This window comes from Weissella oryzae SG25 (assembly GCF_000691805.2).
Lineage (GTDB): Bacteria > Bacillota > Bacilli > Lactobacillales > Lactobacillaceae > Weissella > Weissella oryzae.
The window spans coordinates 112,921-133,496 of sequence record NZ_DF820492.1 but is presented as its reverse complement, the minus strand read 5'-3'; the positions used below and the strand labels follow the sequence as shown (position 1 = coordinate 133,496).

Here is a 20,576-nt window from a genome sequence, read left to right as displayed (position 1 = left end):
CTCATTTTGAAAAGTTTGAGTATAACTCAAATATTTGTTGTGTTTAACCAATGTTAAACGAATTTATTATTAGCGAATTGACTTCGCAAATGTTTTGCATCAAGTAAACTTGATGACCCTACACATTTGTTTTATCGAAACGTTATTCAGTTTTCAATGATCTACATTGCCTTGCGACAACTTTTATATCATATCTCAATCAAAACGCATTGTCAACACCTGATTTTTTCTGGCGTAATAATATGGATAAAAGCCTGTTACCGCTTGCAACAACGTTAATTATAATACTTAATTATTAACACCATGTCAAGCATTAAAATCAAATATATTTAACAAACATTCATTGCCGAAAACAACTTTATTAGATTATAAAAATTTACGTCATCCTGCAAGGCCACTTAAACATTTCTTAATCTAATTTAACAGCAACCATCATATCGACATCCAACAGCAATTGAGCTGCCTCATGTGCACTTACAAAATGCAATCCTAACAAGTCTAAGCGCTTTAAATTAAATGCATCTGGATCAACTGCATCTAACGTATATAGCGAAACAATCTCGTCATCATCAGCATGCCAACCCGCAATCTCACCCAGCCGTAAATTATCTGGGTCAAGTCCTAATTCATTTTTTAAGCCAGTTAATAATGATCCCAGCGCCGTATCTGCTTCGTGCCGATGCATCTTTACTGTATAAAACTTGGGTTTAGCTAAAGTATCTGCAACTAAGAAATAACTCTTATCCCCCCGTGTAAAGATAACTGTTCCTGCAACTAATGACATAATTTATTCCTCACTATCTAAGCCGTCTAAGCGCTTCATCAACCATTTGCATCTTATTTTCAGCAATTGTATTAAATCCAATTGAAATATGCGAATTCGTCCAATAATGGTGATATTTATTGCGTAAATTACTTGTATCTAAATCAACTGCTAAGAGTTCATTATCAATCACGGCTCGCCTTGATAACGAAATTTTTTGATTATAATAATCAATATCTAAAATAACTATGGTTACTGTCTGTCCAATCATAAGTTCATCCCCCACATGTTGGATAAAAGCTGATCGACATTCAGAAATATGAATTAATCCTTGCGTATCACGATCAAGTTGCACAAAAGCCCCATAGGGCTGGATCCCTGTAACTCGACCTTGAGTGATTTGCCCAATGCGAAAGTTTTCCATTGTTTATCACGAAAGCTCCTTTTAGTATTTCTTCTATGTATTTGGGGTAAACCCCAATTTGTCATTAAGCTTCAATGCTAGCCTTAATGATTTTTATGTCTTCAACTGGCTTATCTGCATAATCAACCTTAGATTTAGCAATCGAATCTAAGACATCCATTCCCTCAATTATCTGTCCGAAAACAGTATGCCGCCGATCTAACCATGGTGTACCACCATTTTGGGCATATGCTTCAACTACTTCATCAGCATAAATACCCTTTAATTGCCGTAGCATGTCATTTGCTACACGTGGTGCTTGTACCATAAAGAATTGTGAACCATTAGTATTTGGACCTGCATTTGCCATCGATAAGGCTCCACGTAGGTTAAAAAGTTCATTAGAAAATTCATCAGCGAACTTTTTACCAAAAATTGATTCCCCACCCATACCAGTACCGGTTGGATCACCACCTTGAACCATAAAATCATTGATAACACGATGAAAAATAATTCCATCATAATAACCCTTCTCAATTAACCCTTTGAAGTTTTCAACCGTTTTAGGGGCTTGCTCTTCAAATAGTTTAATCTTGATTGTACCTTTAGTTGTTTCAAGCGTGGCGATTGGGCCAACCGCATTTTCCAAATCTAATTGTGGAAATGTCATGTGCTTCCTCCTAAATTGCCTAGCAATTCTTGTTCTGAAAAACATTATATCATAGTCTTATTCATGATTTTTTCAGACTTGTCATTCTTAACTATGCTAAACTTAAAAAGTATTTTGGATTTTAAAGATTTGGAGAACTATAGAATATGGCTTTTGTCATCGATTTATTTTTACACCTTGATGTGCATCTAAATGCTTTTGTTAATCAGTATGGCACTCTATCTTATGCCTTTTTATTTCTCGTAATTTTTATCGAGACTGGGGCAGTTATCTTGCCCTTCCTTCCAGGCGATTCATTATTGTTTGCAGCTGGTGCAATTTCAGCTATTCCTGGTAATGCATTAAATCACTATGTTTTAATGCTAATGTTTTGGATTGCCGCTTTTGGTGGTGATAATCTTAACTTCTTTCTTGGCCGAACAATTGGTTATCGCTTAGTTCGCCATCCCTTACTTGGTCGTTTCATTAAAGAGAAACAACTCGATGAGGCTAAAAGTTTTTACGAACGACATGGTGCACTAGCAATTATCTTTGCTCGTTTCCTACCAATCATTCGTACTTTAGCACCTTTTACCGCAGCCGTATCTGGTTTTAGTTATAAAAAATTTGCTTCATTAGCCGCAATTGCTACAACTATTTGGGTAATTTTGGGTGTTGAAGCTGGTTATTACTTCGGACGCATTGACTTTATTCAAAAACATTTCACTTTGGTAATCGTTGGTATCCTGTTTGTAACAGCTCTTCCTGCAATTATCGGTGGTGTTCGTTCTCATTTGATTAGTAAAAAACAAAAAAAGATGACTAAATAGCTATATTATAAAAAACACCACCATTAAAGAATAATGGTGGTGTTTTTACATATCTAGTAACAATGTATCTTTTTGTTTATAGCCTTCTTTGATATTGACCAAATAAAAAAACACCTAACAATTTATGCCAAACGTTAGATGTTTATTTTAAATTAAGCGTCTTGGTCAATATTATCAGGATCAATAATAACATTACCAGCTTCAATTTCTTCAAAAGCTTGGCCAATTGGCTTAACAGATTCAAATTTTGCTAGAGTTGGTAGTGCTCCTTGTTCTAGCTTGTGAGCACGCTTAGCTCCAAGCGCAATCAACTTATATCTTGAATCAACACGTTCTAGTAGCTTATCAACAGATGGGTATAAAATCATTCTTCTAACTCCTCAATCATTTCGACATATTCTGGCAAGACACGATGAACTCGTAAACGTTCTACGTTAATAATATCTTTAATTCGACGAACTGCCAACTCCACTTCATCATTAACGACTGCATAATCGTAATTAGCCATCATCCTAATTTCAGAAGTTGCCGTTGAAACTCGCTTTTCAATCACTGCCATTGCTTCAGTTCCACGACCAATTAGGCGTTGCTTTAGCGCATGTAAATCTGGTGGCGTAAGAAATATATAAGCACCTTCGGGCATCTTTTCTTTAACCTGTAAGGCTCCCTGAACCTCAATTTCTAGTAAGACATCTCGGCCAGCTGCAAGGGTTCTATCGATAAAGCTCTTTGGCGTTCCATAGTAATTACCAACGTACTCGGCATATTCAAGCATACCACCATTGCTAATTTCTGTTTCAAATTCTTCACGGGTTACAAAAAAATAATCCTCACCGTTTACTTCACCTGCTCTTGGTTGTCGGGTTGTCATTGAGATTGAATATTGGAAATCAATATCCGGTTCCTCAAATAACGCCTTACGCACGGTACCTTTGCCCACACCGGAAGGGCCAGAAAGTACAATCAATACGCCACGCTTCATGATTTGCTACCCCTTTTCATATAAATAATAATATTTTAAATTCTACCTTGTTTTGCGCTCTTCGACAACAAATATAATAAACCTGTCAAGACTAGAGCAATATTTGCTAATAAATATGGTCTTGATATTTTCCCCTTAGCACTGGGCAAATTCGTTCGAAAAGTTCCCTGCTTAATGATTTCATCAATAAACCCCTGCAAGGTATACGTTTTCAATGGATCTACTGCTAATAATTCTGCCAGTCGTTCAATTGTTGCTAAGCCCATTGCCTTTGCATCACCATCAAACTTATTTTCCGCCTTACGTTCTAACCACTGCGTCCAAACCAACCATACCGGAGCTTCATTTAATAACTCGGCCAAAGGAGCCGTTATCGGGTCAGTTGCTAGCCAACGGATTAATTGTGGTCCACCTAGCCACGTAAAATTTACAGGTTCAGTAAAAGCATAATAATAACCGGCATATTCCCCTAATACCTGTTTCGTTCTTAAAAACCCCAGTCGGCGATGCCTTTGACTCATTTCAGGAATAAAGTCTAATAACGGTCCTAATTCCCATGGTGTCCTAATATAATGTAGATTCACATCATCTGGGACATTTAGATTAGCGATACTATTATCCATAATCGAAAAGGCATAAATTTCCTTAGCTCCATCAGTCGCCGCTAAATTTGCCGGAATATTATTCGAATAACCACCATCAATATACCTCTTCTCACCAATTTTTACTGGCGCAACAAGGGGGTAAAAAGCACTTGATGCTAAAATCCAATCTGTCAACTCTGTAACCGTCGTTTCCTTAGTCACACGATAAACAGCTTCCTTCAAGCTAGGAAACTCTGTTGCCACAAGCGTAAAATCCGCTAACGGTGGACTGGCTAGCTCCTTTTCTACCGCCGGTTGAATTACCTGTCTGAGCGACGCTTTATTATAGTATCGATGGGTAATAAAATTTCTAGCCAAGTTTCTGGTAAATTGACGACGATTCAAACTAACATGATCAACTTCATACACCATCTGCGTCGTTAATTCCGCCCAGGTTGCATTTGCGATAGTTGTATCTAAATGCATCAAAGACATTCCTGTAATTGCCCCCACAGAAACACCATATAACATTGTTGGCACAACGTGAGCGGCAGCTAGTGCTTCATAAGCGCCAGTTAAAAAGGCGCCATGGGCACCACCACCACCAAAAACAAAGGCAATTGGGTAAGTGAAGTCTCGCCAATAGATACCTTTATCTACATGTTTAAAACCACAACTCTTTAGCCAACTTTCGTCTGTAGTAAAATTCGAATACAATCGTAATTGTTTGACTCGAGCCTTACTTAAATAATCAATTAATGCCTGCATTATTATATTACGATCATATCCCGGCCAAGTCAGTGTAACCATAACTTCACAAATTTCCTGGTCAAAAGTATATAATACTGCCCCCACTAATACTGTTTTATCAACAATAACGAGACCCTTAATGTTCTTTTGCCCTCGCAAATCACTATAACGGTTTCGGGCTTCTTGTGCATCAACAAATTGTCCCACTAATTGTTGAAATACCGCATCAACATTTTCTAAATAACCTTCCTGTACAAACATTATCCCCCCTTGAAATCATTCGCTGCTTGCCTGCTTCGATATTCATTAAGATACATAGGCTATTCAAAATTAACTTTCTAACTTAAATTAATAAATATTTTTAATACTCCAAGTATAGGCTTTTTTTATACGCAAAAAAGGACTCAAGTAAAAATTTCTGGTCATAGCCAATCAAAATTCTCGAATCCTTCAATATCAGTTAAAGTTTAGTGTTTTATCCGTTGTTCAGCACGTTTCAATAAGTCACGTGCGTTATTACGCGCTGCTTGCGTAAGCTCATCGCCTGACAACATCCGCGCTAACTCATCGACTCGTTCATCCGTTGTTAGTTTAGTAATCGTTGTTTCAGTCCGCTCACCAATTACCTGCTTTTGAATATAAAAATGCTGGTCTGCCACTGCCGCAACCTGTGGTAAGTGAGTAATTGTCAATACTTGTGAGTTTTGAGCAACTGTTGCTATTTTCTCAGCAATTGCCTGTGCAACTCGCCCAGAAACACCAGTGTCAACCTCATCAAATATAATTGATGTTACCCCTTGCTCACGACTAAAAATTGTCTTCATTGCCAGCATCATTCTTGACAACTCACCACCTGATGCAATTTTAACCAATGGCTTAGCACTCTCGCCCGGATTAGTCTGAATATAAAATTCGACATCATCTTGTCCAAACTCATTTAACTGACTGCGTTTAGTAATTTTAGATGAAAAACTGGCTTTCTCCATGTAGAGGTCTGCCAATTGTACATGAATTTCTTTACTCAAACGTTTTGCAGTTATCTGCCGTTCAAGTGTTAAATCCTGCGCTAAACTTAAAGTCCGCTTCCGCACAATAGCTACTTCATCGGCCAACTCAGCAGCAGTCTTCTTATTACCTGTCATTTGTGCCAACTCAAAGTCAACCGCTTCTTGATGGGCTAGTACATCTGCAACTGTTGCCCCATATTTACGCTCCAACGAGTGAATTAGGTTTAAACGCTCTTCAACCTCAATTAAACGCTCACCATCAAACTCTAATCCATCCCTTGTCGATAGAATTTCTGAAGCCGCATCTTGTAACTCATAATAAGCTCCGCGAACACTTTCTGCTAATGCTTGATATTTTGGACTTAACTCTTCGATTTCTTCCAATGAGTTCATTGAAAGAGACACAGTTTCCAGACCATTGCCTTCCCAATCACCTTGAAGAGCTTCATAAGCCCGCGATAATGCTGTCAAAACATCTTGAAAATTAGTTAATTCTTGATACTCGCGCTCTAACTTACTCTCTTCGTCTGCTACTAAGTTCGCTTCACTAAGTTCGCGACTTTGAAATGCCAACATATCTAGTCTTTGTGCCCAAGCTTGTTCATCATTTCGACGCTTTTTTAAGGTTGCCGCTAGTTCACGGTACTCATAAAAATTCTTCTGATATTCTTTAAGTAAGTTAGCTATCTTATCTTGTCCAAATTCATCAAGTAATTTTATATGCCGCTCGACATTCATAAGTTCCTGATGTTCATTTTGTCCGTGAATATCAACTAAATGACTGCCTATTTCTTTTAAGGCCGTTGCATTAACCAAAGTTCCATTGACCCTAATCACATTGCGACCACTACGATGTAATTCACGATGAATTAACAGCTGATTATCCTCAGCTTCAACACCATACCGCTCCAAAACTCCCCAGATTGGTGTTTCTGGCTCGATATCAACTAAGCCTTGCAACAAAGCTTTAGATGTCCCTTCACGAATAAAATCAACCGAACCACGCCCACCAGTCAATAAACCAACCGCATCAATGATAATTGACTTTCCAGCTCCGGTCTCACCGGTTAATACTGTCATCCCAGGTTGAAAACTGACATTTAGTTTAGGAATAATCGCAAAATTTTGAATTGATAGTTCTTGTAACATTGTGTCACCTAACCTTTTTAATGTTAGTGGTGCATCATTAGCATCTTAGTAAATTCTTCTGCATCAATATTTTCTTTCAAAATCACCAATACCCCAGCATCATCACCAATTAATCCAAAAACATCACCTAAATTAGCCTCTTCTAAGGCCATTTTCAAAGCCGGGCCTGTACCAGGAGTAACTTTAATCATTACCATATTTTGTTGAGTAATAACCTTAGTTGTTGTTTCTCTAAGAATTAAGCCAAGTTGGTTCAAATAATCAGTATCAGTCATCACCGCATAAATAAAGCCGCCATTCTGATCTGGAACCTTTACTAGCTGTAACTCAGCAATATCACGCGAAACTGTTGCCTGCGTTACTTCCCAGCCTTGCGCATTTAAATGTTTCACTAAATCTTCTTGCTTTTGAATACGTTCAGTAAGTACTAGTGTTCGAATGGCTTGTTGCCTTGCCTGTTTACTCCGCCGCATCTTCATCCCCCGTTCGTCGTGCATTTAACTGTTGATGTGCTGCATCCACTACGGCTTTACGCGTTTGTTCATCAATACTAGTTTTGCCACCATCTAACTTCAAATGAGCAATAAACTCAATATTCCCTGAGCCACCCTTAATTGGTGAATAATCTAGTCCCACAATACTAAAGCCGTTATCAATTGCATAACCAACTAGCTTATCAATTACCGCCAAATGAGTTTTAGCATCCTTGACAATTCCATGTTTTCCAACAGCTTCGCGGCCAGCTTCAAATTGGGGCTTAATTAATGTCGCCACACTACCACCAGCAGCTAAAATTCCACTCAAAGCTGGCAAAATTAGATTCAAAGAAATAAATGAAACATCAATCGTTGCGCGACTAGGTTGGCCAGCTGTAAAATCCGCTAACTTAGCATAACGAAAATTTGTATTTTCCATGACAACTACTCGTTCGTCTGAACGTAGCTTCCATGCCAATTGATTCGTTCCAACATCAAGCGCATAGACTAGTTTTGCACCATTCTGCAAAGATACGTCAGTAAAGCCACCGGTTGATGAGCCAATATCTAAAACGACCTGGTCTTGCATATCAATTGAAAAAACTTGCAACATTTTTTCTAATTTAAAGCCCCCTCTTGATACATAGGGCATTGGCTTTCCTTTAAGGTGCAATTCAACTGTTACCGGAATCTTTTCACCGGCCTTATCCATCCGTTGTTCATTTTCACCAAGGATTTCACCTGCCATGATTGCCCTTTTGGCCTGTTCACGCGAGGTAAATAATCCCTGCTGTACGGCTAAAATATCTACACGTTCTTTTTCAATTGCCATCTATTTCACCATTTCATCAAAGTAATCTAAAAAACTTAATAGCAAGGCTATATCAACACCTGCTTTTTCACCAATTTCCTTAAGGAGCCCTTGAGCGTCTGTAACTTCTTTGCGCAGTGCTTTTTGTGCCCCAGCTAAACCTAATAAAGTTGGATAAGCTTGCTTATCTTCATCACCATCTTGGATTAAGTCGTCAATATCATCCTTAATTTGAAAAGCCAATCCATATTTTAAGCCAAACTGCCACAGTGCCTGCTGAATTTCCTGATTAACACCAGCTAATATACCACCAGCCTGTACTGCATAGGCAATTAATGCACCGGTCTTCAAATTATGCAACTTTCTAACCGTTGCTAACTCAGTCTTGGTCGCCTTAGTCATTTCCATATCAAGAATCTGACCAGCAACCATACCATTAGCCCCGGCCGCTTTAGCTAATAAACGGCTTAGTTCAAGCTTGCTTTCCGCTGAGATTTGCTCTCCAGCTAGTACCCATTCAAAGGCTAACGGTTGCAGAGCATCGCCCGCTAAAATTGCTACATCTTCACCAAATTTTAGATGTACCGTTGGCTTACCACGCCGAAGAGTATCATTATCCATGGCGGGTAAATCATCATGGATTAGCGAATATGTATGCATTAACTCAACCGCACTGGCATTTTTTATTATCATTGCTCGCTTTTGACCAAAGGTTTCAGCCACTGCCAAAGTTAGCAAGGGTCGTAATCGCTTACCACCTGTCATCAGTGCATAATCCATTGCTGCAATTAACTGATTATTCGAATCTAATTTTGCAAATTCAGTCATTAAAAACTGCTCAATCTCAGGTTGTACAATCTTTGCATACTCTGCTAAACGCATGATTAATCCTCTACCTTAAAGTCTGTTACTGTACCATCTTCATTCACAATCTTAGCCAAACTTTGTTCAGCATCCTGTAGTGTCTTCTGCAAACCCTTGCTTAATTTGACACCCTGCTCAAACTTAGTCAACGCTTCTTCCAAAGGTACATCACCTTTTTCCAATTGCGCCACAATTTGCTCTAAGGTGGTTAAATCATCTTCAAAACTATTTTTCGCCATTGCTCTCTTCTTTCCTTGTTACCTTAGCTTCTAAAATTCCATCGTTAGTTCGAATCTCAATTGATTCATCCAACGCTACATCATCAATTGACCGAACTAAGCCAGCTTTATTGCTCACTAAACTATAACCCCGTCCTAAAATTGCCAAAGGGCTAACTAAATTCAAGCCCTTAGCTGCCTGACTAAACCGCTCATTTGCTCGTTCTAAGTAGCGTTCAATTAATTGATTTAATCTTGGTACTACCATTGCAAATCGGTGTTGATAGTTTTGCAATTCTGCTTGCATCACTCGCTGCAAACGTTGCTGAACTAAGTCCAAGCGTTGCATGTGCCCTTCGTACAATCGTGCTGGTTGAGTTAAAACATAACTCTGTTCTACACGATTCAAGCGTTGCCTTTGTTGCATAATTTGTAACTGTATACGTTGAATCAGACGCCCTTGTAATTGTTGTAAACCACTCCATAAATCAACCAATTGAATTGGCGTCGCTAACTCTGCTGCCGCGGTTGGCGTGGCTGCTCGTTTATCGGCTATATAATCAGCAATCGTGGTATCTGTTTCATGACCAACTGATGAAATAACTGGCATTGGCATCGTCAACAACTTTTGTGCCAAAGTTTCATCGTTAAAAGCCCATAAGTCTTCAATTGAACCGCCACCGCGGCCGATAATTAAAGTATCAATATCTGTTCTTTCAGCAAGCAAATCTAATTGTTTTAGCAAAGATGGCACTGCACCGTTTCCTTGCACCACTGCCGGATATAAAATAATTTCAGCAATTGGATAACGTCGTTGTACAGTGGTCATAATATCTCTAATGACTGCGCCACTTGGTGAAGTAATCACCGCTATCTTTTTAGGAAAACGTTCAATTGGTCGCTCTAAAACCTTAAAAGTACCCTGCTGTGCAAGCTTTGCTTTTAATTGTTCAAGTGCCTGGTACAAGGCACCAACCCCATCGACATTTAAACGGTTAATTATAATACTGTACGAGCCATTAGGACCGTATAAGTCAACATAGCCAACCACGTTCACCTTCATCCCCGCTTCAAGCTTAAATGGTAATTTATCAAATACCCCTTTAAACATCGTAGCGCTAATGACTGCGCCGTCATCCTTTAGTGAGAAATATTGATGACCCGGTCGTTGCCGATAGTTTGAAACTTCACCCGTTAAATAGACCTCTTTTAAATATGGGTCAGCTGTAAATTTACGCTTTAAATATTTAGTTAATGTACTAACTGTTAAATATTCTGCCATGCCTGCTCCATTTCAATATCATGGTGTTGTCCTGCTAATTCAACCGTAGTTTGCAGTAAGGTGGCAATTGTCATTGGGCCAACGCCACCTGGCACTGGTGTTATTGCGCTAGCAACTTGGCTGGCTGAGCTGAAATCAACATCACCAACTAATTTACCATCGGCTAAGCGGTTGATTCCTACATCAATCACAACCGCACCAGCCTTTAAATCACTCCCCTGAATTAAATTCACTACCCCAGTTGCAACAATGACTACATCAGCTTGTTGCGCTAAAAGTTTCAAAGTGTCTATTGGAGTGTAGCGATGTGCTAAGGTCACCGTTGCATTGGCCCGTTCAAGTAAAGCAAACATTGGTCGCCCAACTAAAATTGAACGCCCAACAACTAAAATATTCTTACCAGCTAAAGCCACTCCCTCGTGCTTCAACATCGTCATAATTCCCCGTGGAGTATTTGCCACTGGATAGTAGCCTGAGCGATTCGCAAAGAGTTTCCCGATATTTAATGGGTGAAAGCCATCTACATCCTTAGCTGGACTAATTGCTGCTTGAATCACTTCTGAATTAAACTGCGCTGGCATCGGACTTTGCACAAGAATTGCATCAACCTGCTCGTCTTGGTTTAATGCTTCAATCTTAGCTAAGACTTCAGCCTCAGTTGCACTTGCTGGGTACTTAATGGTTCGTGCATTAACGCCAACTTTCTCAGCTGCTCTTTCTTTATTACGCACATATATTTCACTTGCTGGATCATTTCCAATTAAAATCACCACTAAACCAGGAATAACCCCTTTTTGCTTGAGCTGCTCGGTTTGTGCTTTGACAACTGCTCGTAGTTTTTTTGCAATTGCTTTCCCATCAATTATCTTTGCCATCTACCCACCTCAATTTTTATTCATTTCACTGCATAAATCTTACCATAATTTAGCTATTTACGCTCACCCTCTATTAACTATTAACCTAAATTTGTTGCTAATTATTAGTTCTATATTGATTATTCAACAAAAAAAGCGATCTTCCATTGTACCACCTGGCTTTGTCGTAAAATCGCCGGGTAACTACTATCAAGATCGCCATTTTCATAATCCAATTTATCTAACTTATTTTATACTAACTCAAGCTTTGAAATCTTCTGATATAGTAACACCATTATGATACCAATCGTTGCATTTCCAAAAATATTGACCAGCATTGTAATTGCACCCTGTGAAAAAACAAGCTGACTGTACGAACCATAAACCCAAATATCGCCTAATGGGGCAAGTACTAGCCAAACCAAAATATTTGCAATAATCTGCCAAAAATTAAAAATCATATAACGCTTGAATGTTAATCTAAAACGGTCAAAAGCCAGCCGCTTAACCAACAAGCCTAATAGCAAACCGTAAATCCCATCTGCAATAATCCAAGTCCACCAGATTGTATTAGTTCCAAGGCCTGCTAAAATTTGCCCAAAAAAGGCTGCCAAGCCGGCCGCAATTGGGCCCAAAATCATTGCAACAAAGTTTAACCAAGGATTTGCTAAAGAAATTTCCATTCGGTAACGTGGGAAAGGCAACCCAAGATAAGCTGAAAAGAAATAATATATCAAGATACTAATTACTAAACCAGCCAACCAGCTTCCCATCGATCTATTGTTCATCTGTATTCCTCCCAGAAAAGCCAAAACTACTCATCAGTAGTTTTTGCATCTTCTGTTTTTTCATCCTCTGCTTCTTCACTAGCAACTTGAATCGCCTTTATTTTCTCAGTAAAGAAACTCGCAATTTTATTTGCAACTGAATCAGGATCATCTAAATAGGCCGCAACCGATGCTGCTAAATCTATACGCAATCCTGAGTGACTAACCAAAGGATGTTCAACAATCATATAAAGGTTAAGTTCACGGGCTGGGTCATTAATTACAATTTTGCTAATTGCATTTACATATCGCAATGGCAAGTTGATCAAGCTACTCTCTAAACGTAAAATAATCGGTTCTTCGCCCGAAATAATCATTTCCGCGCTAACCAATTGATTTAGTTCTAATGTTTTAGTCACAAAAGCAAAGAAGTCATCTAGTTCTATGTCCTCTGTATCCGCAGCTGTAAAACTTTTCTTAGTATATTGCTCATTCTTTAGAAGTTCAATAAATTCATTCCCAGTTAATTCCATTTAAAACTCTTTTCCGTCAAGGTCTTTTATCATTAGTTTAGCATACTAGCAAAAAAGGGTTGATGCCACATATTTGTGCCCTCAACCCTAATTAATTAAAATTTCTAAGCTAATACTCGTTTAGAATTTTTAGCAAGTGATGCTGCACCATATACACCAGCATCGTTACCCAATTCAGCCAACTTTACCTTCGTAGCATCGCGCGTTGTTTTAAAGGCAAATTCAAAGAAATTCTTTTGTACACGTTCTAATAAGAAATTCCCTGCTGCTGAGACACCACCACCAATAATAATTGATGATGGATTTAGGATGTTAGCAATATTAGCAGTAGCCAAGCCAAGATAGTATGCTACCTTGTTTACAACTTCATTTGCTAGGTAATCATCTTCTTTTGCCAAGTCAAAAACAATTTTTGAGGTAACTTCCTCACCATTGTCAATCATGGCCTTAAGCTTTGAAGTTCCAACATATTCTTCAGCAAAGTCTTGTGCTAAATGAACGACCCCTGTAGCTGAAGCATATTGCTCCAAGCAGCCATAGTTGCCACAAGTACATTGATATCCGTAAGGTTGAACAATGATATGACCAACTTCACCCGCTGCACCGTTCAAACCATGGATCAACTTACCTTCGTTAATTAAGCCACCGCCGACACCAGTCCCTAAGGTAATAAATACTACTTCAGGTTCGTTGTTTCCAGCACCACGCCATTGTTCTCCAAGCGCGGCTGAATTTGCATCATTATCTAGCGTCAGTGGTAAACTCGTAGCAGTTTCAATATCTTGGCGAACAGTTTGTAAGTTGCTCCAATTCAAGTTAAAAGCACCTTGAACAGTTCCATTTTCAATATCAACTGTTCCTGGTGTCCCCATACCAATTCCTAGCACGCGCTCTCGATCCAATTGATAAAGATCAAGATGGTGATTAATTGATTCGATGATGTCGGGCACAATGTGCGTTCCTTCATCTAAAATATTTGTACGTAAGGACCACTTTTGTTGGATTTCTCCTTCAACTGTTAAAATTGCAAACTTGATCGTTGTACCTCCTAGGTCAATACCGATCAACTTATCCTTTACCATCGAAAATTTCTCCTTCACTATTTAATCAACATTATGATTAACCTTTTACTACTATAAAATAATAACAGATATATTTAATTAATTAAAGCGGTTTCATGAAATACTTCACTTATTTTTTCGCTCCTCTAATTCATGCTCATGAGCTAAAACCAGCTTAATCTGCCCGTATTCTTTAACGTCTAATAAACCAGCCTTATATAAATTGTCAATTTCCAAAGCTGCAACTTCGATATCCCATAATCTTTTACCAATATGGATGTACACATCGTAATTTTTCAATAAATCCAAAACATCAAGAAAAGTACGCATTGCCATGACTTACTCCTATCATTATCAAGATACCAATCATCCCAATTATTAAAATAACACTTCCACTTTTCAAAAGCTCTGGTCGTTGATTACTTGCCTGTAGTGCCTGATTTTTTAACAATAATGGTGTCAGCACCGCTCCGGCAATTATGCCCCCTATATGCGCCCAGAGGTCAATACCAGTTGAAAAGAGGTTTCCAACTAGTGAGAGAACCACCAAAAGGCCAATGGTTTTAGCTTGTTCGCCCCAAAAGCCCCGCCAGTGAGCTAGAATTCCTAAAATAATTAGGCTACCAAACATACCATAAATAGCACCACTAGCCCCTGCTGAGATTGCGCGTAAATCGCCAAGCGCCAAAGTGAATAAATTTCCTAAAATGTTGGCAAAAACAAACAAAATTAGGTAACGCATACTACCCAAAGCCCGTTCAAGTAAGCGCCCAATCCAGTACATTACAATTAAATTGAAAACAATATGGAAAAAGCTAACATGTAATAAGCCAGCCGTAAACAGCCGCCACCATTGATGATTGAATATGACTGCCGGAGCAAAATTTGCACCAAAATTATAGAGAATCTGCGTTGAGATTGTCGTGCTACGACTCACAATCACTTCGGCCCCATAAAGCATAATCATTATGCCAACTAGTATCAAATTTACTGGCTGAATTTTAAATTCTGCCTTTAATTCTTGCATTAACTTAAGCTCCTTTCATCGATTACTAAAATTTGATCAACTTGTACATCGGTAGGTTCTTTGGGCCAGTATGCCTTTGCCTGATAATTTACTGCCAAGGTCACAGCTACTTTAGTCGCCTTAGTTTGCGGTAGCCAACGATCATAATAACCACCCCCAAAGCCAAGTCGATCACCAGCTTTTGTATATGCCAGACCTGGTACCAAAACAAAATCAATATCAGTTGCTTCAATCAACGGACCATCAACAGGCTCTAACATACCAAAGGAGTGTCGATAATAGCTTGTCGCTTGGTTAATCTTCACAAATTCCATTTGCCGCTTTGGCAATACTCGCGGTAAACTAACCTCCTTACCTTGTAACAAGGCAGTTTGCACCAATAAATCTGTTGGTATTTCGGCCCCCTGTCCCAAGGTTAAAGCCACCGTTTTAGCTTTTTGCCAAGCCGTTAGCTGAGTCACCTGCTTAACTAGCAATTGCATCGCCCTAGCCCGTTGCCCATCAGTTAAATTTTGCAAATTAACTAATGCCTGTGCCCTTGCTATTTTTTTATCCATTTTTTCCTTCTTCTTACAAAAATCTATCAAACTTTTTATAATTTTATCATATTATATTTTACTAATTAAAAAAAATTCCAAAAGAAGGTTTTAAGCTCCTTTTGGAAAGTAATTAATTAACTATTTGTATTAGTTGACGCATTTAGAGCATCTTTATCTTCAATATCGTCCAACACCTTTTGCCAAATCTGGTAAGTTGCTGTGATATTTGGATCACTAGTATTACCGGCTGCTACATCAGGATATACAACTGCAACGGCCACATTTGAATTTGGCACGAAAGAAATCGCTGTATTGGCAGTTGTTGAGGCACCATTAGTAAAGGTTTCGGCTGTACCAGTCTTCATGCTGACATTAACTGGTAGGGTCTTAATCTTAGAACCACCTGTAACGTATGGACTAGTACCATGCGATACTAAGTTCATTCCACTCCAAATTATGTTTCGCTCGGCCTCTGTCCAGCCAACCGTTCCCAAAACTTTTGTTGGAATGCTCTCTAGAGTAGACTTAGCTCCATTAGTACCAGGCTGTTGAATTGCTTCAACCAAATGAGGTTGAATCCGATAACCGCCATTAGCAATCGTTGAAACGTATTGTGCTAGTTGAATGGTTGTAAAGGTGTCGTATTGTCCAAATGATTCATCCAAGGCCAAACCAATATCACTGGCTGTTGTTGGTCCCTTCAATCCGGAAAGTTCACCGGGTAAGTCAATACCTGTTTTAACACCCATTCCAAAGCGAGCTAAACCATTCCGCATAATTCCAAAGATACTAGTGTTCAATCCACTCAAGCCCATACCAGGGCTATAGTTTAAGCCACCCATCTTTAGCATTAATTGCATAACGTATGAATTAGAAGAAACTTCTAAAGCTTCTGGCGCTGTTAAGGCCGTATTATGGTTACCGTCAGAATTGAACCATGAACTCTTTGAAGCTGTTCCAGCAATCTTGATTGGCTGGTCAGTCAAAGTATTGTTGCTTGGTGTAATTACTCCGCGCATCATGGCTGTCGTAATCATTGCTGGCTTAACAACCGATCCCATTACCTGAGCTTTATTAACGTTCGCCGCATCATTATCAGTTAGCTGACCATTTTGATTGTTTCGATCAACACCAACCATGGCATAGACACCACCAGTCTTTGGATTAAGCACCACTGCATATCCACCAGTCGCAGGTCCTGTTGGCATATTACTGGTGATAATTTGCCGAACGTCATCTTGAAACTTACTATTCAAAGTTAAAATCAAGTTTGAACCAACTTTACCCTTATACAAAACCTTAGACTTAGTTTCATCCGTCTTTGGATCAGTCGTGATTTGGACGCGTCGCTTAGCACCTTTTAGTTGTGCTTCATACTCTTTTTCAAGGAATGACGTTCCAACCATGTCATCGCGACTGTAGCCTTCACTTAATAACTGATTAAGTGAATCATCTGGTACTTTACCTTCTGTTCCCACCAAACTCTTAATGCCATCACCGGCTGGATAAGATCGGGTATAGTACATACCAACATTAATTCCGGGCATGGTTGATTGACGTTCCCCAATTGCGGCAATTTCTTCATCACTTACATCTGATGTTTTAATTTGCACTGTCGATAACGAATATGCATTAGCCATTTTTTGGAAAATCATAGCGGCATTCTCTTGCTTAGCCGTTAGAGGAAATTCATCTTTATGGTCTGCAACATACGCTTTAGCTTTGTTTACAAAAACATCGGTTGTTGGTGCGTATTGTAACTTAGCTTTTTTTGCGACATCCTTAGCGCGACTACTATCAAGAATATAATAAGCCGCATAATTACCAGTCGATAATTGGTCGGTTGAGATTTTAACAAATTTTCCAACGTTATTTGCAACTGAGTACATTTGTTCATTGGTTACATTTTGTGGTTTAGTATACTGAATTGAGTGTGTACCTGAATTTGATACTAATAACTTACCTTGACTATCAAAAATTTCGCCACGCTGTACATTCTCTTCTTGAATACTCGTCGTATTACTAGAAACCGCATCCTCATAAAGCGTATGATGAGTGATTTGCAAAGTGAACGCCTTAAACGCTAGCGCCCCCAACATAACCACAACGACCCCCATAAGAATATTTAATCTCGTTGGAATCCGTGACAACGATGTTGTTCTTCCTCGTTTTTTCTGCCGTCGCTTTTCTGGTGATTTCATGGTTTTAACCTTTTTTCTTCCTAATTTTCAACGCTTTTAATTGTATCACAAAATTTTTATGCTTTAATAAGAGTATTAGTTTTCAAATTACAAGGACTTAATTTACATGCTTAAAAACTTAAACCCAATTAAATGGCGTAAGACAACCCGAATCCTCTGGCTTAGTTTTTTGCTACCTAGCCTGATAATGCTCGTTTACTTCGCCTATCGTAAAATGGCACCATTTGGTTCCAGCTCCATTCTAACTGTCGACCTCGGTCAACAGTACATTGATTTTTTTGCCGGCTACAAAACTACGCTCACAGGCAATCTTAACAGTATTTTCTTTAACTTTGCTAAAGGACTTGGTGGCGAAAGCCTTGGCGATTGGGCCTACTATTTAATGAGCCCAACTAACCTAGTACTACTGTTCTTTCCTAACGCCTCACTGCCGGCTGGCATTTTATTTTTGACCGTTATTAAATACGGACTAGCCAGTTGGAGTATGGCTTTTGCTCTTAAACGGATGCGCTGGCAAAGAGGCTGGTCCTTACTATTTTTTGGTGTAATTTACAGTATGTCTGGCTGGTTCGTGGCCAACCAACTTAATCTGTTATGGCTTGATGCTGCAATTTTGCTACCCTTCATTGTCGTTGGCCTAGAGAAATATCTTAATGAGTGTTCAAAGTGGCAATATATTCTACCACTAACTGCCATGTTGATTATTAACTACTATATGGCCTACATGGTTGGCCTGTTCATGATATTATACTTCATCTGGCGCCAATCATGGTCATCATTTGCCTGGCAAAGTCGTTTAAGGATGCTGCGCAAATTTGTCTTTGGTTCTGCAGTTTCGATTGGTTTATCCGCCTTCATTTGGCTTCCAACGGCTTATACTCTGATGAATTCAAAAGGCCAGTACATGCTTGAAAATCTCAAATGGAATTTTGAGTACCCCATCGCCGATTTCATTGGTAAATTCTTTTTAGGAACGTTCAACTTTGACCAAATGCCAACTGGTTTACCTAATATCTTTGTTGGTTCTTTAGTATTAATTACCGTCTGGTACTTTTTTACTAGTCAGCAAATTCGCTGGCAAACGCGTCTTTGGGCTGCAATTATCACAAGTTTTTTAATTCTATCAATGATGTATGCACCACTTGACTTAGCTTGGCATGGTTTCCAGTATCCAGTTTGGTATCCTTACCGCTTTTCCTTTGTCTTTAGCTTCTGGCTTATCTGGCTTGCAGCCTCAATCTGGTCACCTAAGCTTCAAATGAATTGGTGGCAGTTAGGTTTCTTGCTTGTAATCCTAGTTGTCAGTCTAATTTATCTCTTCTCTCGGCTAAATAAGCTTAACTTCTTGACCCAAGACCAGTTAATTCTTGGCGTAACATTTTTTGCCTTAATGCTAATTTTATACATTTTAGCTAATAATAGTCGCTGGTGGTTGGCGGCAGTTAGTCTTTTAGCCATTGGTGAAATGACCGTTTCAACGATTTGGACGCTCAATCAATTCTCTTATTTAACTAACACTGAATACCAGACTTATATTCGAGCTCTCCAAAAAGTTAGTCGTAACTTTAAACCAAACCATCATACCTTCTACCGTGTTGCTCAGTCTTTCCAACGTACTAAGGGCGACCCCTTGCAGGGTAATTATTTTGGCGCTTCAACTTTTTCTTCAGCTCTCGAGCATCAACAGAGTGATTTTATGGCTGCAATTGGGCAACCAGAAGGTGATAACTATGTAACTTATAATAGTGGTACTCTTTTGACCGACGACCTCCTCGGTATGCGGTATTTAATGCAGCCAACCGGCAACCAAGCTGAACAAAAGGGAACCCCCTCTAATATGGCAACTTTCCCGCGTTGGGATACTAATGGTATTTATAAAATTCAACAGACAACTTCAGATGTCGTTGTTAGCAAAAACGAAAATGCTCTGCCATTAGTTTTTGCAGCCAGTCCAAATGCTTTAAATCTCAGATTTAAGGCTGATGATCCATTGACTAATCAAAATCGACTCTGGGACACTCTAACTGGTTATAATGACAATCAAGTCTTCACCGCTGTGAATTTCAATCAGACATCAGTTGATAATCTCAATGCACCAGGCACCATTACAGGGGCCTTTCTAAAGAAAAACAATGATGACCAACCGGCCAGCATTTCAATGACCTACACACCGAAAACTGATAGTCCTTATTATTTGAGTATTGGTGGCCAAATATCGGCCGATGAAGCCAGTATTACGGTTAATGGCACGCCAATTGCGGCCATCCCAAGTCATCGGCACACGATTGTTTTAGCTTTGCCAGCTGGTGTTGCTGGACAGCCACAAAATATCACTTTTACTTTGAATAAAAATGAATTATGGCTACAAAATGTTTCACTCTATCAAAGTGACCAAACTGCCATTGCCCAAGGTGCCGAACAACTTAAAGCCAATGGAATAACCAATATGACTTTTGCAGACACTAAAATCACTGGTGATATTAACTTACCAGCCAATCAAAATCTGGTAATGACTACAATCCCTTATGCTAAGGGTTGGCAGATTAAAATTGACGGTCATGTTGTTACTAATAATAAAGTTGGTGGCTTCTTCTTAGCCGCAACGACAACCCCAGGCAAACATCATATCGAACTTACTTTTGAGGCGCCTTATTTAAAAGCTGGTATAATCATTTCAGCCGGTACCTTACTCTTTACACTTGGTGTTCTTTGGACTGAGAGTTTCAACCAACGCCATAAAAAGATTTATTAAAACCGACATAACTATATCTTTACACAATACGCTGGTCATGGTATTTTACTTTGTAAGCCTGGCAAAATGCTTTG

Annotated in this window: 22 protein-coding genes; 2 read left to right on the top strand and 20 right to left on the bottom strand. The window is 39.1% G+C overall.

What is annotated here, in order from left to right:
- Positions 1-409 precede the first annotated feature (409 nt).
- From TT13_RS07510 to TT13_RS07500, 3 genes are all read right to left on the bottom strand, one after another.
- Positions 410-784 (bottom strand): NUDIX hydrolase, encoded by a 375-nt coding sequence (locus tag TT13_RS07510; protein WP_027699408.1) that lies wholly within the window; start codon positions 782-784, stop codon positions 410-412.
- A 13-nt stretch (positions 785-797) separates the two neighbouring features.
- Positions 798-1,187 carry a CvfD/Ygs/GSP13 family RNA-binding post-transcriptional regulator gene (locus tag TT13_RS07505; protein WP_027699407.1) on the bottom strand — a complete coding sequence of 130 codons (390 nt, stop codon included), beginning with the start codon at positions 1,185-1,187 and terminating at the stop codon, positions 798-800.
- A gap of 64 nt (positions 1,188-1,251) precedes the next feature.
- Positions 1,252-1,836, bottom strand: a complete 585-nt coding sequence (locus TT13_RS07500; protein WP_027699406.1) for a peptidylprolyl isomerase — start codon at positions 1,834-1,836, stop codon at positions 1,252-1,254.
- A 146-nt stretch (positions 1,837-1,982) separates the two neighbouring features.
- Here TT13_RS07500 and TT13_RS07495 point away from each other — a divergent pair, with 146 nt between their 5' ends.
- A complete protein-coding gene (locus tag TT13_RS07495; RefSeq protein WP_027699405.1) occupies positions 1,983-2,645 on the top strand; it encodes a VTT domain-containing protein in 663 nt (220 codons plus the stop codon).
- A gap of 152 nt (positions 2,646-2,797) precedes the next feature.
- Here the strand turns inward: TT13_RS07495 and rpoZ are convergent, their stop codons facing one another.
- The 17 genes from rpoZ to TT13_RS07410 form a co-directional block, all read right to left on the bottom strand.
- Positions 2,798-3,013, bottom strand: coding sequence for a DNA-directed RNA polymerase subunit omega (gene rpoZ, locus TT13_RS07490; RefSeq protein ID WP_027699404.1), 216 nt, complete (start codon positions 3,011-3,013; stop codon positions 2,798-2,800).
- Positions 3,010-3,630: a guanylate kinase gene (gene gmk, locus TT13_RS07485; RefSeq protein WP_027699403.1), complete on the bottom strand. Its 621-nt coding sequence runs from the start codon at positions 3,628-3,630 to the stop codon at positions 3,010-3,012. The genes rpoZ and gmk overlap by 4 nt, the downstream gene beginning before the upstream one ends.
- 32 nt (positions 3,631-3,662) lie before the next feature.
- A complete protein-coding gene (locus TT13_RS07480) occupies positions 3,663-5,222 on the bottom strand; it encodes a patatin-like phospholipase family protein (RefSeq protein WP_027699402.1) in 1,560 nt (519 codons plus the stop codon).
- Between the two features lie 206 nt (positions 5,223-5,428).
- A complete protein-coding gene (recN, locus tag TT13_RS07475) occupies positions 5,429-7,117 on the bottom strand; it encodes a DNA repair protein RecN (RefSeq protein ID WP_027699401.1) in 1,689 nt (562 codons plus the stop codon).
- A 23-nt stretch (positions 7,118-7,140) separates the two neighbouring features.
- Positions 7,141-7,590: an arginine repressor gene (locus TT13_RS07470; RefSeq protein ID WP_027699400.1), complete on the bottom strand. Its 450-nt coding sequence runs from the start codon at positions 7,588-7,590 to the stop codon at positions 7,141-7,143.
- On the bottom strand, positions 7,577-8,425 hold the full coding sequence (locus tag TT13_RS07465; protein ID WP_045476935.1) for a TlyA family RNA methyltransferase: 849 nt from the start codon (positions 8,423-8,425) through the stop codon (positions 7,577-7,579). Before TT13_RS07465 ends, TT13_RS07470 begins: the two co-directional genes overlap by 14 nt.
- On the bottom strand, positions 8,426-9,286 hold the full coding sequence (locus TT13_RS07460) for a polyprenyl synthetase family protein (RefSeq protein WP_027699398.1): 861 nt from the start codon (positions 9,284-9,286) through the stop codon (positions 8,426-8,428).
- A 2-nt stretch (positions 9,287-9,288) separates the two neighbouring features.
- Entirely contained in the window at positions 9,289-9,507 is a 219-nt protein-coding gene (locus TT13_RS07455) for an exodeoxyribonuclease VII small subunit (protein ID WP_027699397.1), read from the bottom strand.
- Positions 9,494-10,768 (bottom strand): exodeoxyribonuclease VII large subunit, encoded by a 1,275-nt coding sequence (gene xseA, locus TT13_RS07450; RefSeq protein ID WP_027699396.1) that lies wholly within the window; start codon positions 10,766-10,768, stop codon positions 9,494-9,496. The genes TT13_RS07455 and xseA overlap by 14 nt, the downstream gene beginning before the upstream one ends.
- Positions 10,753-11,643: a bifunctional 5,10-methylenetetrahydrofolate dehydrogenase/5,10-methenyltetrahydrofolate cyclohydrolase gene (locus TT13_RS07445; RefSeq protein ID WP_027699395.1), complete on the bottom strand. Its 891-nt coding sequence runs from the start codon at positions 11,641-11,643 to the stop codon at positions 10,753-10,755. The genes xseA and TT13_RS07445 overlap by 16 nt, the downstream gene beginning before the upstream one ends.
- Positions 11,644-11,873: 230 nt before the next feature.
- The gene (locus TT13_RS07440; RefSeq protein ID WP_052348588.1) at positions 11,874-12,410 is read right to left on the bottom strand and encodes an ECF transporter S component; all 537 of its coding nucleotides are present in this window, start codon (positions 12,408-12,410) and stop codon (positions 11,874-11,876) included.
- 26 nt (positions 12,411-12,436) lie between these two features.
- Positions 12,437-12,922: a hypothetical protein gene (locus TT13_RS07435; protein WP_027699394.1), complete on the bottom strand. Its 486-nt coding sequence runs from the start codon at positions 12,920-12,922 to the stop codon at positions 12,437-12,439.
- 104 nt (positions 12,923-13,026) lie between these two features.
- Positions 13,027-14,004, bottom strand: coding sequence for an ROK family glucokinase (locus tag TT13_RS07430; protein WP_027699393.1), 978 nt, complete (start codon positions 14,002-14,004; stop codon positions 13,027-13,029).
- Between the two features lie 105 nt (positions 14,005-14,109).
- On the bottom strand, positions 14,110-14,313 hold the full coding sequence (locus TT13_RS07425) for a YqgQ family protein (RefSeq protein ID WP_027699392.1): 204 nt from the start codon (positions 14,311-14,313) through the stop codon (positions 14,110-14,112).
- Complete coding sequence (locus TT13_RS07420) at positions 14,297-15,010, bottom strand: rhomboid family intramembrane serine protease (protein ID WP_052348587.1); 714 nt, start codon at positions 15,008-15,010, stop codon at positions 14,297-14,299. The genes TT13_RS07425 and TT13_RS07420 overlap by 17 nt, the downstream gene beginning before the upstream one ends.
- Positions 15,010-15,567: a 5-formyltetrahydrofolate cyclo-ligase gene (locus tag TT13_RS07415; RefSeq protein WP_027699391.1), complete on the bottom strand. Its 558-nt coding sequence runs from the start codon at positions 15,565-15,567 to the stop codon at positions 15,010-15,012. The genes TT13_RS07420 and TT13_RS07415 overlap by 1 nt, the downstream gene beginning before the upstream one ends.
- 116 nt (positions 15,568-15,683) lie before the next feature.
- The gene (locus tag TT13_RS07410) at positions 15,684-17,750 is read right to left on the bottom strand and encodes a peptidoglycan D,D-transpeptidase FtsI family protein (protein WP_027699390.1); all 2,067 of its coding nucleotides are present in this window, start codon (positions 17,748-17,750) and stop codon (positions 15,684-15,686) included.
- A 106-nt stretch (positions 17,751-17,856) separates the two neighbouring features.
- On the opposite strand from TT13_RS07410, the gene TT13_RS07405 reads away from it, so the two are divergent.
- Positions 17,857-20,502, top strand: a complete 2,646-nt coding sequence (locus TT13_RS07405) for a YfhO family protein (RefSeq protein ID WP_027699389.1) — start codon at positions 17,857-17,859, stop codon at positions 20,500-20,502.
- Positions 20,503-20,576: the final 74 nt, after the last annotated feature.

What these genes read in the sequence shown, in the direction of transcription:
- TT13_RS07510 (WP_027699408.1), bottom strand. Translation starts at nt 784, where the DNA reads ATGTCATTAGTTGCAGGAACAGTTATCTTTACACGGGGGGATAAGAGT.
- TT13_RS07505 (WP_027699407.1), bottom strand. Translation starts at nt 1,187, where the DNA reads ATGGAAAACTTTCGCATTGGGCAAATCACTCAAGGTCGAGTTACAGGG.
- TT13_RS07500 (WP_027699406.1), bottom strand. Translation starts at nt 1,836, where the DNA reads ATGACATTTCCACAATTAGATTTGGAAAATGCGGTTGGCCCAATCGCC.
- TT13_RS07495 (WP_027699405.1), top strand. Translation starts at nt 1,983, where the DNA reads ATGGCTTTTGTCATCGATTTATTTTTACACCTTGATGTGCATCTAAAT.
- rpoZ (WP_027699404.1), bottom strand. Translation starts at nt 3,013, where the DNA reads ATGATTTTATACCCATCTGTTGATAAGCTACTAGAACGTGTTGATTCA.
- TT13_RS07480 (WP_027699402.1), bottom strand. Translation starts at nt 5,222, where the DNA reads ATGTTTGTACAGGAAGGTTATTTAGAAAATGTTGATGCGGTATTTCAA.
- recN (WP_027699401.1), bottom strand. Translation starts at nt 7,117, where the DNA reads ATGTTACAAGAACTATCAATTCAAAATTTTGCGATTATTCCTAAACTA.
- TT13_RS07470 (WP_027699400.1), bottom strand. Translation starts at nt 7,590, where the DNA reads ATGCGGCGGAGTAAACAGGCAAGGCAACAAGCCATTCGAACACTAGTA.
- TT13_RS07465 (WP_045476935.1), bottom strand. Translation starts at nt 8,425, where the DNA reads ATGGCAATTGAAAAAGAACGTGTAGATATTTTAGCCGTACAGCAGGGA.
- TT13_RS07460 (WP_027699398.1), bottom strand. Translation starts at nt 9,286, where the DNA reads ATGCGTTTAGCAGAGTATGCAAAGATTGTACAACCTGAGATTGAGCAG.
- TT13_RS07455 (WP_027699397.1), bottom strand. Translation starts at nt 9,507, where the DNA reads ATGGCGAAAAATAGTTTTGAAGATGATTTAACCACCTTAGAGCAAATT.
- xseA (WP_027699396.1), bottom strand. Translation starts at nt 10,768, where the DNA reads ATGGCAGAATATTTAACAGTTAGTACATTAACTAAATATTTAAAGCGT.
- TT13_RS07445 (WP_027699395.1), bottom strand. Translation starts at nt 11,643, where the DNA reads ATGGCAAAGATAATTGATGGGAAAGCAATTGCAAAAAAACTACGAGCA.
- TT13_RS07440 (WP_052348588.1), bottom strand. Translation starts at nt 12,410, where the DNA reads ATGAACAATAGATCGATGGGAAGCTGGTTGGCTGGTTTAGTAATTAGT.
- TT13_RS07435 (WP_027699394.1), bottom strand. Translation starts at nt 12,922, where the DNA reads ATGGAATTAACTGGGAATGAATTTATTGAACTTCTAAAGAATGAGCAA.
- TT13_RS07430 (WP_027699393.1), bottom strand. Translation starts at nt 14,004, where the DNA reads ATGGTAAAGGATAAGTTGATCGGTATTGACCTAGGAGGTACAACGATC.
- TT13_RS07425 (WP_027699392.1), bottom strand. Translation starts at nt 14,313, where the DNA reads ATGCGTACTTTTCTTGATGTTTTGGATTTATTGAAAAATTACGATGTG.
- TT13_RS07420 (WP_052348587.1), bottom strand. Translation starts at nt 15,010, where the DNA reads ATGCAAGAATTAAAGGCAGAATTTAAAATTCAGCCAGTAAATTTGATA.
- TT13_RS07415 (WP_027699391.1), bottom strand. Translation starts at nt 15,567, where the DNA reads ATGGATAAAAAAATAGCAAGGGCACAGGCATTAGTTAATTTGCAAAAT.
- TT13_RS07410 (WP_027699390.1), bottom strand. Translation starts at nt 17,750, where the DNA reads ATGAAATCACCAGAAAAGCGACGGCAGAAAAAACGAGGAAGAACAACA.
- TT13_RS07405 (WP_027699389.1), top strand. Translation starts at nt 17,857, where the DNA reads ATGCTTAAAAACTTAAACCCAATTAAATGGCGTAAGACAACCCGAATC.